We start from the raw sequence: 13,227 nt of genomic DNA, 5'->3' as shown, positions 1-13,227 counted from the left end.
ACGGCGGGCGCCTGACGCCCCGTCGGCCGCGGCGCCCGCCCCGGCCGCGGAGCGCACGGCCGCATTGCGGGCGCGTGTCCGGCTGCCTACAGTGAGCGCACGGCGATGCCGACAGCGGGAGCCGTGGGGAGTGTCTAGGTGCCGATGCCGACCTGGGAACCGCCCGGAGACCATCTCATTCCGGTGCAGCACATGCGTCCCGGGGACCACGCCTTTGTGAGCTACGACGACGACGAGGTGCGCTGGGAGGTCATGACCGCCTTCGTACGGCTCGGACTCGCCCGGGGCGAGAAGGTCGTGCTCTTCCCGGACCCGTGGCTTCCGGAAGCCGAGGTGCTGGCCCGGCTCGACTTCACCGGCCGCAGCACCGTGACGGCCCGCGAACGGGGGCAGTTGGTGCTGAGCAGCATGCGCGGGCTGATCCGCCCGGACCTCCGGTTCACGCCCGAGCGGCAGCTCGGGCGGCTGCACTCGGAGACGGCGCGGGCGGCCGCCGAGGGTTTCACCGGCCTGCGGGCCTTCATCGACATGCGGTGGGTGCCCGATTTGAATGCCGACGTGCGGGTGATGATGCACCGGGAGACGCATGCGGACGCGCTGTTCGACGGCCGTCCGTACAGCGAGATCTGCGCCTACGACCGCCGCTGGTTCAGCCGCGAGGTGCTGCACGCGATGGACCGGGCCCATCCGCGCAGCCTCCTGGAACGGCTCGGCAGCCTGCGGTCGGTGCGCGGCGGGGACGGCAGTGTGCACTTCATCGGCGACGCGGACACCACCGCCCGCCGGCCCTTCAGCACCGCGTTGGAGCTGGCGCTGTCCGGCAGCGCCGGCGCCCGCCGGCTCACCGTCGACCTGACCAGGCTGCATCTGCTGTCGGTGGGCTGCGCCACCGCACTGATCACACTGGCCGGCCGGGCCACCGGTCACGATCTGGTCGAGGTCCGCTGCGACCGCGTACACGCCCGCACGCTGCACCGGCTCGGCGCGGGCTCGGTGCCCCGGCTGGCCATGACGGAGGTGATACGGCCGTGCTGACCCCGGACCCGGCCACGTCCGAGGACGGGCCGGTCGACATGAGGACCGCCACCTGCCTGCTGCGGCGCCGCTTCACCGCGCGGCTGCTGCCGCAGTTGCGGCTGCTGGTGGAGGAGTGCGCCCTGCGCGAGGGCCTGGCGGAGCCGCGGCGCGGGGAGTTCGTGCTGGCCGTGGACGAGATCGCGGGCAACGCCGTGGAGCATGCGGGCGGCTCGGGCCGCCTGGTGCTGCGGCGCATCGGTGACGAACTGGAGTGCCGTATCAGCGACTCGGGCCCCGGCTTCAGCGAAACGGTGATTCCCGAACTGCTGCCGGGGCTAGACGGGGCACACCACGGGCGCGGGCTGTGGCTCGCGCGCCTGGTGGCGGACCGGTTCACGGTCCGCCCCGGCGACTCGGAGGCGTCCGGCGCGCGGGGGGCCGAGGTCACGCTGGCGGTACGGGTGCGGTGACGCGCGCGGAGCGGCGGGCAGGCCCTGCCGGTCCCGCCCGTACTACCAGCCCCACCCGTCCCCCGCCGCCTCAGCGCGTCCCTTCCTCCGGAGCCCGCAGCCACTCCTGCGCCCGGTCGCGCACGATCTGCTCACCGTGCTGTTCGGCGGCGTCGTCGTGCTCGTACTCCAACTGGTCCACCACCGCGACCACCCCGTCGATACGCCCCGCCAGCCGCAGCGCCATCGGCACCTCGCTGCTGCGTCCCAGCCGCCCCGACAGCGTGACCACACCCGCCCGCACGGCCACGCCGAGCGCGCCGGGCTTGAGGCCGAGGGTGCGCACCAGCACCTCGGTGATCAGCTCCTCGCGGATCTCCTCGTCCGGGCGCAGGAAGACCTTCAGCAGGTCGCTGCGGGTCACCAGTCCGCACAGCCGGCCCTCCGCGTCGACGACCGGCAGCCGGTCCAGCTTCCCGGTCACCATCAGCCGGGCGGCCTCGGTGACGGTCTGGTGGGGGCCGATCGTCACCGGTGGCGAGGTCATCAGCTCGCCCGCCCGCAGGCTGCGTTTCCTGGCCCGGGCCGCGCGGGCGCTGCCGGTCAGCCGGCGCCGGTGGTACCAGCGGTTCTGCAGCATGTCCTGGGCAGCCTGGCGGTACATCAGGTCCGTCTCGGAGATGACGCCCACGACCTTGCCGTCACCGTCGACGACGGGCAGCCCCGTCTTGCGGTGCCGGCTCAGCAGATTGACCACTTCCCTGAACGACGTGGTGTGCCGGGCCCTGACGACCTCGGTGTTCATGAGCCGGCCGACCTGTCGGTGATCCATCGCGGGGCCTCCCTCACGCAGGGATACAGTGTCGGCCGCCGCCGGGTACGGCTGAAGGCCCGGCACGCGGCGATACGGCGCGCGCCCCGCAGGTGAGGGAGGGCCGTGCGGGCTCCGCGCCGTACGCGCTTCGGCGCCCCGTCCGCGCTGCCCCGCGGCACACCGCCGGTGATTTCGCTCTCCGTCCGCCCCGTCCGTGCATGACGCGCGCCGGACGAGGTACCTGCGGACACGGAGAGGGGGCACGACGTGGTACGAGTCATCGCGGGACTGTGGCGCTGGCGGCGCAACCCGCTGCGCCGGACGACCGACCTCCTGGAGGCGTGGGTGGCGCTGGCCGCCTTCCTGGTGCTCGTGCTGGGCGGCGGCTTCGCGGGCCTCGCGGCGGGCAGTGCCGCCCACGACGCGCTGCAACGCTCCGTACGGGCCCAGGCACAGCAGCGGCACCAGATCTGGGCGACGGCGGACCGGGCCGCTCCGCGCCCTTCCGCGGCCACCGACCCCGAGGCCGCCGCGGGCCGGGAGACGCACCGTCGGGTGGCGGCCCGCTGGACCGCGCCGGACGGCAGCGAGCACAGCGGCCCGGTCGCCGCCCCGGGGCCCGTACGGGCGGGCGAGCGGTTCCTGATCTGGACCGACGCGCGGGGCCGGGTGGTGGCGCGGCCGCTGGACCCGAGCACGGCGCGGGCCCACGCGGTACTCGCGGGGCTCGGCGCGGCGGCCGTCACGGGAGCCGTGGCCGCGGGCGGCCGGGAGCTGGTGACACGCCGGATGCTGAACCGCCGATACCGGCGCTGGGAACGGGAGTGGGAGCGCGTGGGCCAGGACTGGGGACGGGCCGGAGCGGGCAGCTGACCAGGGGGCGCGGGCTGCGGAAGAGGCCGCGGCCCGGTCCCGGAAAAGGCTTCCGGATGCCCGTACGGTGGGGTCTCCGGCGTCCTGGACGAACTCCCGCACATACAGGCTGACCATGTCATCCGGCGCCCGCCGGGCGCGCTACGGTGGAGCGGCCAGCCTCCCGGCTGGGGGTCCCGGGCACACGTACGCGGACATACGCGGACGTACAACTGCCGGGCCGGTAACAGCCGCACGAGGTGGGGGCACGACAGCGCCATGGCACAGGGCTCGGTCCAGGTGACGCACACGGGCACATCGCGGTGGCGGCGCCGCACGGGCGAATACAGCTCGCTGGCCGCGGCCCTGGAAGCCGCCGGGGACGGCGACGTACTGACCGTGGGTGCCGGTACGTACCGCGAGAACCTCGTGCTGCTGCGCGCGGTGACGCTGCGCGGTCCCGAAGGCGCGCGCGGGTCGGTGCGGATCGCGCCCGCCGACGGTGTCGCGCTGACCGTACGGGCCTCGGCGACGGTCCAGGACCTCCAGGTGGAGGGGCAGGACTCGACGGCGCCCGCGATCCTGGTGGAGGACGGCGCGCCGGAGCTGGACGGGCTGCGGGTGGTGACGCGTTCGGCGTCCGGCGTCGAGGTGCGCGGCGGGGCGCGTCCGACCGTACGCCGCTGCACGGTCGACAACCCGGGCGGTGTGGGCATCAGTGTGCTGGACGGTGCCGGCGGGATCTTCGAGGAGTGCGAGGTGGTGACCGCCGGACAGTCCGGGATCGCGGTGCGCGGCGGCGCGCACCCGCGGCTGGAGAACTGCCGGGTGCGGAACGCCTCCGGCGCGGGCCTGTCGGTCGACGGCGAGGGCAGCGGCGTGGAGGCGTTCGGCTGCGAGCTGTACGAGATCAGGGGCGCGGGCGTGCAGATCGCCTCGCGGGCGAGCGGTCAGCTCACCGACTGCTCGGTGCACCGGACCTCGGCCGACGGCATCACCCTGGACACCGACGCGGTGCTCACGCTCGCCGACTGCGACATCCACGACATCCCGGAGAACGCCGTGGACCTGCGGTCCCGGTCGGTGCTGACACTGACCCGCAGCACGGTGCGGCGCTTCGGCCGCAACGGGCTGTCCGTGTGGGACCCGGGCACCCGGGTGGACGCCAACCAGTGCGAGATCCACGACAGTACGGGTGACTACCCGGCGGTGTGGGTCAGCGACGGTGCCACCGCCGTCCTGGACTCGACGCGGGTGCACGACGTGCCGGACGCGCTGTTCGTCCTGGACCGGGGCTCGCGCGCGGACGTGGTGGACTCCGACCTGTCCCAGGTGCGCAACACGGCGGTGTCGGTGAGCGACGGCGCGACCGTACAGCTCGACGACTGCCGCATCCGGGAGGCGGCGACCGGCGCGTGGTTCCGCGACCACGGCAGCGGCGGCACACTCGCCAACTGCACCATCGACGCGGCGCAGACCGGCGTGATCGTGACCAAGGGCGCCGATCCCACCGTCGAGCGCTGTGTGGTCAGCTCCCCGGCCGAGGCGGGTTTCTACGTCTCGGCGGAGGGCCGCGGTACGTTCAACGGCTGCCGGGTGACCGGAAGTTCCGGGTACGGGTTCCACATCATCGACGGCTGCCGTACGACGCTGGCGCACTGCCGCACCGAGCGGTGCGCGCGCGGCGGGTACGAGTTCGCGGACAGCTCCGCCGCGCAGGGCGAGGGGTACGCGGGCGGGCCGTCCGTACGGGACTGCACCAGCGACGAGAGCCGGGCGGCCGGGGAACCGGCGGTGGCGGCGCCGGCGGTACGGGCGCCGGCCGGCGTGCCGGTGACGCAGACGGCCGGGCTGCTCGGCGCCGTACCGGCGCAGACCGTCCTGCCGCCGCCCGCGCCGGACCCCGCCGGGACCGCCGCGGAGAACCGGCCCTCCGAGGAGGTGCTCGGCGAACTGGACAAGCTGGTCGGCCTGGAGAGCGTCAAGCGCGAGGTGCGCAGCCTGATCAACATGATCGAGGTGGGGCGCCGGCGGCAGGAGGCCGGTCTCAAGGCCGCCTCCGTCCGCCGCCACCTGGTCTTCACCGGCTCCCCCGGCACCGGCAAGACCACGGTCGCGCGGCTCTACGGCGAGATCCTGGCCGCGCTGGACGTCCTGGAGCGCGGGCACCTGGTGGAGGTGTCCCGGGTGGACCTGGTCGGCGAGCACATCGGTTCCACGGCGATCCGTACGCAGGAGGCGTTCGACCGGGCGCGCGGCGGGGTGCTGTTCATCGACGAGGCGTACGCGCTCTCGCCGGAGGACTCCGGGCGGGACTTCGGGCGCGAGGCGATCGACACGCTGGTGAAGCTGATGGAGGACCACCGGGAGGCGGTGGTGGTGATCGTGGCCGGGTACACGGCCGAGATGGAGCGCTTCCTCGCCGTCAACCCAGGTGTGGCGTCCCGCTTCTCACGGACCATCACCTTCGGCGACTACGCGCCGGAGGATCTGCTGCGGATCGTCGAGCAGCAGGGTGAGGAGCATGAGTACCGGCTGGCCGAGGGGGCGGGCGAGGCGCTGCTGAAGTACTTCACCGCGCTCCCCAAGGGCCCTTCGTTCGGCAACGGTCGGACCGCCCGGCAGACGTTCGAGTCGATGGTCGAGCGGCACGCGGGCCGGGTCGCCCTGCTGGCCGACCCGGACACCGACGACCTCACGCTGCTGTACGCGGAGGACCTCCCCGACCTGCCCTGACGGCCAGTCAGCAGCCGCCGCCCGTCCCGTTGGTACCGCGCTGACGCGGTACGCCCGCCCCGAGCCGGGCGATCAGTACGGCGCGGGTCTCCTCGAACACCGGGTCGGACTGGTAGTCACCGTGCCCCAGGATCTGTGCGGGCAGCGGATGCTGGAGGGTCCGCCCGAAGGCCAGCGGATCGCGCAGCGGCCCGAGGTCGATGTCCGGACCGTCCTCGCAGGTGAGCCGCACGGGACCGCCGATGGGGTCGGTCAGCCGCCACAGGTTGCGCCAGTCGTCCATCTCCCGGTGCAGCCCGGTCAGCGCCTCCGGCCCGAAGCAGGCGGGGAACCACCGCCCGTACAGGCGCTCCAGCGGCGAGCCGTACGTCAGCAGCGCGACCCGGCTGCGGGTGACCAGGTCCAGCTGCCAGACGGCTGCCGCCGCCAGCACACTGCCCTGGGAGTGACCGGAGATGACCAGGCGGCCGTCGTTGTTCTCGGTCCAGGTGGCCATCCGCCACGTCAGGTCGGGGACGGCGCGCTCGGCGTAGCAGGGCGGCGCGAAGGGGTGCGCCGCGCGCGGCCAGAACGTGCCGACGTCCCACAGAATGCCGACGGTACGGCGGGTGGAGCGGTCGCGGTAGGCCCGCCAGCCCATGACGGCGAGCAGCAGGACACCGGCGCCCATCAGCCAGGAGCCGAGCGCCTCCGCCGTCGCCGCGGCCGTGTGCACCAGCAGCGGCGCCTGCTCCGTGGCGCGTCCCGGCGCCCGGTCGGTGAGCCAGGCGCCGGCCACGGCGCCCGCGCCCAGCACCAGCGTGACCAGGCAGACCGCGCCGACCAGGACCGGGGCGGAGTCCGTGAGTCCGGCCCGCGCGATGGTCCCCGCGATCCGGCGCACCCGCTGCTCGTCGGGCCGCTCCTGCTTGTCGTACAGCCCCGGGATGTCCGGTTCCACCTTGCGGCGCACCAGCAGCACCTGGACGCCGGCCAGGACGGCGAAGATCGCGACGACCACCAGGAGCACCGGCAGCACCGACGCCTGCCAGGACAGTACGACGGCCGGACCGGCGATCGGGTCGCCCGGCCGCCCGGGGGTCGCGCCGCCGTCCATCCAGTCCGCCAGCCGCTGCGCAGCTCCCCCGGTGAGGACGCCGCCCAGCGCGCAGCCCAGCAGGGCGACGGCCGCGCCGTGGAACCCTTTCAGCGCGGCGCGCCCGTCGCCGTGCCCGTGGCGCCGTGCGGCGTTCTGCAGGAAGCCCGCGGTGACGAGGAGGCCGAGGACCAGCAGGCCTTGGAGGACGGCGATGCCGCCGAAGGCGCCGCTGCCGGGCAACCGGTCGTCGCTGACCCAGCCGGGCCGGGACCAGGCCGTGTGGACGGCGGTCAGGACGAGGGCGACGAGCGCGGCGAACGGCAGCACCTTGACGACGAAGCGGTCGTGGTGCTCGTCCGGTTCGGCCTCGCAGCGCGCGGTGCGGCAGACGACCCGGACGGTGAGCGCCACGAGCAGCAGGACCAGTGCGAGCAGCACCCGGCCGAGCGCGGACAGCGCCCCGCCGTGCCCCGTACGCCGGTCGAAGTCCAGCCCGGTCACGAGCAGGGCGACGGCGATGGTCAGCAGTCCGGCCGCGGTGTGCGCGGCGCGCAGCCGGGCCACCACCCGGCGGCCGTACCAGAAGCCGCGGCGGGTCAGCGCGGGACGCTGGTCGGGCGGGACGTCACGGGAGGTGCCGGGGCGGCGCGGCGGCGGCGAGGCGGACTCGTACGCGCTCCACGTACGGCGGGAGAGCCACCACAGGAAGCCGACGAGCAGCAGCGGCATCAGGGCGGCGATCACGACGCGGCGGCCGGGCCCGCTCCAGGTGCCGCCCTGCTCGGGGCTCATGAAGCCCATCCAGGACTTGCCGGCCGCGCAGGCGGCGCTGCCCGCGCACTGCCAGGCGGTCAGGTCCAGGGCCACTTCGCAGGCGGCGGCGACCAGCAGGACGGTGAGGCTGAGGGCGAGGAGGCGGACGAGGATGTCGTACACCTGGTGGCCCCTGTGGTGCGAGGGGGCGGCGGGGCGCATCCAGTGGGCGAGGTTGGCGACCATGAAGGGCAGCAGGATCAGCCACAGGGCGCGGGCTCCGTTGCCGGAGGTGAGGTTGCACCAGCAGTACGCCTCGCGGATCGGTTCGGCGCGGTAGTCGTCGGGGCGCTGTTCGGCGTCGGCGTCGACGGTCCTGCGGTACACGGCGGCGGTGTCGTCGCCGGTGATCAGGACGGTGCGCGGGTCGCCGAGCATCCGCTCCGGAGTCGTGCCGCCGACGCCGTGCACGAGCAGTTCCAGGGCCAGTTGCCGCTCGCCGGGCGGGGCGGTGCCCGGCGTGTGCCCGTCCGGGACGGTGTCCGGGCCGTCCCCGTCCGGGGCGGTGTCCGGCTCGTCCGGTGCGGCGTCCGGGTGGTCCGGTGCCGTTCGGTGCGTGCTGCTTCCGCTGTCCACTGGTCTTTCCCCCGATGCCGTACGTGCCGGTCGGCGCCGCACGGTACCCGGCGGTGCCTTCCACTGTCATGTCATGCTCAATGAGCACCCGCGTCTCCGGGCGCCCGCCTCGCGCCTGCCTTCTTCCCGGTTCCGCGGACGCACACCCCACCCCGGCGGGGCGGATGCGCCCGCTGCCGCGTGCGAGGATGTGAACGCAACGGCAGCCGGGCGGAAGGGACAGGCCGGGGTGAGCGACAATCAGAACCTGCTCGCGGAGCAGCGGCGCGCTCTGATCCTCGACGAGGTCAGACGGCGCGGCGGCGTCCGCGTGAACGAGCTGACCCGCAGGCTCAACGTCTCGGACATGACGGTCCGGCGCGACCTGGACGCCCTCGCCCGGCAGGGCATGGTGGAGAAGGTGCACGGCGGCGCGGTCCCGGTCAGCGAGCCGAGCAGCCACGAGCCGGGCTTCGAGGCCAAGTCGGGGCTGGAACTGAGCGCCAAGGAGGACATCGCCAAGGCGGCGGCCCGGATGGCCGCGCCCGGCGGCGCCATCGCCCTGGCGGGCGGCACCACCGCGTTCGCGCTGGCCCAGCAGTTGCTGGAGGTGCCGGACCTGACGGTCGTCACCAACTCGGTACGGGTCGCCGACGTGTTCTACACCGCACAGCGGGCGGCGGCCGGCGGCAGCCAGACGCCCCGGGCGGGCGGGGCGACCGTGGTGCTGACCGGCGGGGTACGCACTCCCTCGGACACCCTGGTGGGCCCGGTGGCGGACGCCGCGATCCGCTCCCTCCACTTCGACGTGCTCTTCCTCGGGGTGCACGGCATATCGGTGGAGGCCGGCCTGTCCACGCCCAACCTGGCCGAGGCGGAGACCAACCGCCACTTCGTCCGCTCCGCCCGCCGCGTCGTGGTGGTGGCGGACCACACCAAATGGGGCACGGTGGGGCTCAGTTCCTTCGCCTCCCTGGAGGACGTGGACGTCCTGGTGACCGACCGCGGCCTGTCGGCGCAGGCCCGTACGGAGATCGCGGAACTGCCGCCGGAACTGGTCGTCGCGGGCGAACCGGGCGACGGCACGGATCTCTGAAGCCCGGCGCCGGGGCGGACCTCCGAAGGCCGGGCGTCGGCCCTTGAAGGACCGGCGGCCGGCCCGGCGTGCCGGGTGGCTCAGCCCGGCCAGCTCCCGGTCGCCAGGAAGCTGTCGATCGTCGCCGCGTACGGCGCGATGTCCAGGCCCTGCTCCTCCAGCCAGCTGTCCGAGTAGTACTTGTCCAGGTAGCGGTCGCCCGGGTCGCAGAGCAGGGTGACGACCGAGCCGGTGCGCCCCGCGGCGACCAGCTCCGCGACGATCTTCAGCGCGCTCCACAGACCGGTACCCGTCGAGCCGCCCGCCTTGCGGCCGATGGCCCGCTCCAGGGCCCGTACGGCCGCCACGCTCGCCGCGTCCGGGACCTTCATCATCCGGTCGACGGCGCCGGGCACGAAGCTGGGCTCCATGCGCGGCCGCCCGATGCCCTCGATGCGTGAGGCGGTGGCGCAGTCCGTCTTCGCGTCGCCGGTGCGCCAGCCGTCGAAGAAACAGGAGTTCTCCGGGTCGGGCACGCAGATGCGGGTGTCGTACTGCATGTAGTGCACGTAGCGGGCGATGGTAGCCGAGGTGCCGCCGGTACCGGCCGTGGCGACGATCCAGGCGGGCTCCGGGTACCGCTCCAGGCGCAGCTGCTGGTAGATCGACTCGGCGATGTTGTTGTTGCCCCGCCAGTCCGTCGCCCGTTCGGCGTAGGTGAACTGGTCCATGTAGTGGCCGCCGGACTCGGCGGCGAGCCGGGCGGAGACCGCGTAGACGGTCCGCGGGTCGTCCACGAGGTGGCAGGTACCGCCGTGGAACTCGATCAGCCGGGTCTTCTCCCGGCTGGTGGTGGCGGGCATCACCGCGATGAAGGGCACACCGATCAGACTCGCGAAGTACGCCTCCGAGACCGCGGTGGAGCCGCTGGAGGACTCGATGACGGGCTTGCCGGGCCGGATCCAGCCGTTGCACAGCCCGTAGAGGAACAGCGAACGGGCCAGCCGGTGCTTGAGGCTGCCGGTCGGGTGGGTCGACTCGTCCTTCAGGTACAGGTCGATGCCCCACTCCTCCGGCAGCGGGAAGCGCAGCAAATGGGTGTCGGCCGTCCGGTTGGCGTCCGCCTGCACCTTGCGGACGGCCTCCTTGAGCCAGCTCCGGTAGTCCGGATCGCTGCGGTCCACGTCCACGGTCGGCATCGGACAGCCGCTCCCGGGCACCCGGTCGGCGGGGCTGTGTGATGACTGTGCGGTGCTCATGGCGCGCTCCCCGACGTCGTACGGAGCCCGCGCGGGACGCCGGGCCGGTTCCGACTATAACCACCTGCCACACGCTTCTCACCTGCATAAACAACCCTTTGAGCAACTCCAAGCACCACCTGGGACCGGACCGTGGGCGAGCTTTGGCCAAGGGGTACTGGTGCACACGGCACGACGCAGGCAGACTGCGCACCAAGGGGGCGGGTGGAGAGCGCACGCCCGACGTGCTGAGGAGGTGATCGCCATGGCGGAGCCCGAGTTCAACGCGACCGGGGTGCGCATAGAGAAATGGTTGCTCCGGTCGCTCACCCGGGCGGGCCAGGTCGTGATCAAGGACGGCAGGCTGGCCCTGCTGACGAGTTACGGCACCGAGATAGACAGCGCGCCGGTGCAGGCCGTACAGGCGCACAAACCCCTGTTCGCGGCCCGCGACCGGGCACTGGCGACCCTCAACGGACACCGTTACTCGCTGACGCTGGGCACCCCGGACCGCTTCCTGGACGCCGTACGCGCGGCACGCTCCGCTCGCGCTTGACAGGGTCTCTCGGGGGACGGTGCGGTTGCGGGAGCGCACTGGTGGGACGACCCTGGACTCGTATCACTGAGGGTTCACCAGCGGTGACACTGTGGTGGAAGTGCGGCATCGCTGGATCCGATCTTCGCCCCCGTCGTACGAGGGCGCCCGACCTCATCAGGGAGTCGCGGTCGTGATCAGGCAGCCCAGCAGACACTGCACGGTGGAGCTCCAGGCCCTTCCGGCCCGGATCGGCCAGGTGCGCAGAATCGTATCGGCACAGCTCCGGTACTGGCGTCTCGACGCCTTGATAGACCCGGCGGCGCTCGGCGTGACCGAACTGCTGGCCAATGTGCACCAGCACGCCGTGCCCAGCAAACAATGCACCGTCGAACTGCTCGTCCTCCTGGACCAACTGACGGTCTCGGTACGCGACCTGGACCCCCGGCTGCCCCGGGTGCGGACGGCCGGAACCCTCGACACCGAGGGCCGCGGACTGTCGCTGATCGACGCTCTGAGCGAGAGCTGGGGAGTGCGCCCGGACGGTGGCGGCAAGGTCGTCTGGTTCACGCTCCCCGCGCTCTCGCTCGCACCGGAGGAAGCGGTACGCCGTACGTCGGTGGGGCGCTCGTCGTGCGCGCGCGCCACAGCGGCACGCGAACCGGCGCTCACTCCGGCCGAACCGCCCCTGCGCGCAGCGGTGGACACCCGTCCGCGGGTGCGGGGCGCCGGAGTCGCTTGAAGGGCCGGGGCGGGCGCGCGGCATGAACGTTCACGGCGCGCGGCGTAGGGCGCTTTGAGCGCTACAAGCGCTTTGAGTGCCCACGGCACGCGGCGTCGAGCGCCGACGGGGCCCGCCCGCTCACGCCGCCCCGCCCTTCGGACCGGTGCCGAACCGCTCGTCCAGGACGGAGAGCCGGCGCCAGTACTCGTCCTCGTCGATCTCCCCGGTCGCGAAGCGCCGGGCGAGCACGTCGATGGGCGACGGTTCGGCACGGCCTGCCGGGGCGGGACCGGCGCCCCCAGGGCCGCCGAACGGCTTCCGGCCACCGCGCCACACGGTACGCCGCAGCAGGGTGACCACCCCGAACGCCACGGCCGCCCAGAACAGCGGGAAGAGCAGGAACCAAGGGCCGGGGCCGCCGCCGGTCCACGGGTGCGCAAGCTCGTACATGAAAGATCAGCTCCTTGTCGTCGGGCACCGTCTCGGCGCGACTGCGTGGTTCACCCTTCCGAGCCTGGCCCGCCGGGGGCCGCCGGTCGTCGTACGGCTGACGACACCGTGCGTACGGCGAGGGAAGTACGTGATACGGAATCAGGCGCTCCGGGCGGGTCCGTCCATCCGTTCCGAACACCCGGGTCGATTTCTGTAACTACTGGTATGTACAGTCACTGCATGACCACTTCCGAACGGCTCGTCGAGAGCACCAGGGAGCTCCTCTGGGAGCGCGGCTTCACCGGCACCAGCCCGAAGGCGATCCTGCAGCGCGCCGGCGTCGGGCAAGGCAGCATGTACCACCATTTCACGGGCAAGTCCGACCTCGCGCTCGCCGCCATCCGCCGTACCGCCGAGGTCATGCGGGACACCGCCGACACCGCCCTCTCCGGGGACGGCGGCGCCTGCGACCGGGTGCGGGCCTACCTGCTGCGCGAGCGCGACGTGCTGCGCGGCTGCCCGGTGGGCCGGCTGACCATGGACCCGGACGTCATCGCCGACCCGGCGCTGCGGCAGCCCGTCTTCGAGACGCTCGACTGGCTGCGCGGCCGGATCGCCGGAATCCTCCGCGAGGGGTGCGAGCGCGGCGAGTTCGACGCGGAGCTGGACCCGGAAGAGACCGCGGCCGCCGTCGTCGCCACCGTGCAGGGCGGCTACGTACTGGCCCGCGCCGCCGGGTCCCCCGCCCCCTTCGACACCGCGGTACGCGGCGTACTGTCCCTGCTCGCGGCCCGCACCACCGGCCCGGCTCCCGCCGCCTGACGTCCCGTCACCGCGGCCACCCGCCCCCGCATCCGCATTCGCATCCGCACCGCAATGACGCCGAGCGGGCCGCGTGAGCCCGCACCC

Annotated in this window: 12 protein-coding genes; 8 read left to right on the top strand and 4 right to left on the bottom strand. The window is 73.4% G+C overall.

The annotated features are described in order from the left end of the window. Positions 1-192: 192 nt before the first annotated feature. Complete coding sequence (locus tag AB0A97_RS28030) at positions 193-1,035, top strand: MEDS domain-containing protein (protein ID WP_361155052.1); 843 nt, start codon at positions 193-195, stop codon at positions 1,033-1,035. 38 nt (positions 1,036-1,073) lie between these two features. Beyond that, positions 1,074-1,487 carry an ATP-binding protein gene (locus tag AB0A97_RS28025; RefSeq protein ID WP_361155257.1) on the top strand — a complete coding sequence of 138 codons (414 nt, stop codon included), beginning with the start codon at positions 1,074-1,076 and terminating at the stop codon, positions 1,485-1,487. A 70-nt stretch (positions 1,488-1,557) separates the two neighbouring features. On the opposite strand, the gene AB0A97_RS28020 is transcribed toward AB0A97_RS28025, so the two are convergent. Continuing rightward, on the bottom strand, positions 1,558-2,298 hold the full coding sequence (locus AB0A97_RS28020) for a CBS domain-containing protein (RefSeq protein ID WP_361155050.1): 741 nt from the start codon (positions 2,296-2,298) through the stop codon (positions 1,558-1,560). A gap of 249 nt (positions 2,299-2,547) precedes the next feature. Between AB0A97_RS28020 and AB0A97_RS28015 the strand changes: the two genes are divergently transcribed. Next, on the top strand, positions 2,548-3,153 hold the full coding sequence (locus tag AB0A97_RS28015; protein ID WP_361155049.1) for a hypothetical protein: 606 nt from the start codon (positions 2,548-2,550) through the stop codon (positions 3,151-3,153). Positions 3,154-3,411: 258 nt separating this feature from the next. Further along, the gene (locus tag AB0A97_RS28010; RefSeq protein WP_361155047.1) at positions 3,412-5,868 is read left to right on the top strand and encodes a right-handed parallel beta-helix repeat-containing protein; all 2,457 of its coding nucleotides are present in this window, start codon (positions 3,412-3,414) and stop codon (positions 5,866-5,868) included. 7 nt (positions 5,869-5,875) lie between these two features. Here AB0A97_RS28010 and AB0A97_RS28005 read toward each other — a convergent pair whose 3' ends face one another. Further along, positions 5,876-8,137, bottom strand: a complete 2,262-nt coding sequence (locus AB0A97_RS28005) for a hypothetical protein (protein WP_361155255.1) — start codon at positions 8,135-8,137, stop codon at positions 5,876-5,878. A gap of 427 nt (positions 8,138-8,564) precedes the next feature. On the opposite strand from AB0A97_RS28005, the gene AB0A97_RS28000 reads away from it, so the two are divergent. Further along, positions 8,565-9,410 (top strand): DeoR/GlpR family DNA-binding transcription regulator, encoded by an 846-nt coding sequence (locus tag AB0A97_RS28000; protein ID WP_361155045.1) that lies wholly within the window; start codon positions 8,565-8,567, stop codon positions 9,408-9,410. 80 nt (positions 9,411-9,490) lie between these two features. Here AB0A97_RS28000 and AB0A97_RS27995 read toward each other — a convergent pair whose 3' ends face one another. After that, positions 9,491-10,588: a PLP-dependent cysteine synthase family protein gene (locus tag AB0A97_RS27995; RefSeq protein ID WP_361155254.1), complete on the bottom strand. Its 1,098-nt coding sequence runs from the start codon at positions 10,586-10,588 to the stop codon at positions 9,491-9,493. 304 nt (positions 10,589-10,892) lie between these two features. On the opposite strand from AB0A97_RS27995, the gene AB0A97_RS27990 reads away from it, so the two are divergent. Then, positions 10,893-11,183: a hypothetical protein gene (locus tag AB0A97_RS27990; protein WP_030023665.1), complete on the top strand. Its 291-nt coding sequence runs from the start codon at positions 10,893-10,895 to the stop codon at positions 11,181-11,183. A gap of 172 nt (positions 11,184-11,355) precedes the next feature. Next, complete coding sequence (locus AB0A97_RS27985) at positions 11,356-11,904, top strand: ATP-binding protein (RefSeq protein ID WP_361155043.1); 549 nt, start codon at positions 11,356-11,358, stop codon at positions 11,902-11,904. A gap of 120 nt (positions 11,905-12,024) precedes the next feature. Here AB0A97_RS27985 and AB0A97_RS27980 read toward each other — a convergent pair whose 3' ends face one another. After that, a complete protein-coding gene (locus AB0A97_RS27980; protein WP_361155041.1) occupies positions 12,025-12,336 on the bottom strand; it encodes an SHOCT domain-containing protein in 312 nt (103 codons plus the stop codon). A gap of 222 nt (positions 12,337-12,558) precedes the next feature. Here AB0A97_RS27980 and AB0A97_RS27975 point away from each other — a divergent pair, with 222 nt between their 5' ends. Further along, the gene (locus AB0A97_RS27975; RefSeq protein WP_361155039.1) at positions 12,559-13,140 is read left to right on the top strand and encodes a TetR/AcrR family transcriptional regulator; all 582 of its coding nucleotides are present in this window, start codon (positions 12,559-12,561) and stop codon (positions 13,138-13,140) included. The last annotated feature ends 87 nt before the right edge of the window (positions 13,141-13,227 follow it).

It is taken from the genome of Streptomyces sp. NPDC045470, assembly GCF_040646595.1.
In the GTDB taxonomy this organism is placed as follows: Bacteria; Actinomycetota; Actinomycetes; order Streptomycetales; family Streptomycetaceae; genus Streptomyces.
Note: the sequence above shows the minus strand (reverse complement) of the source record. Positions and strands in the feature narration are given on the sequence as shown.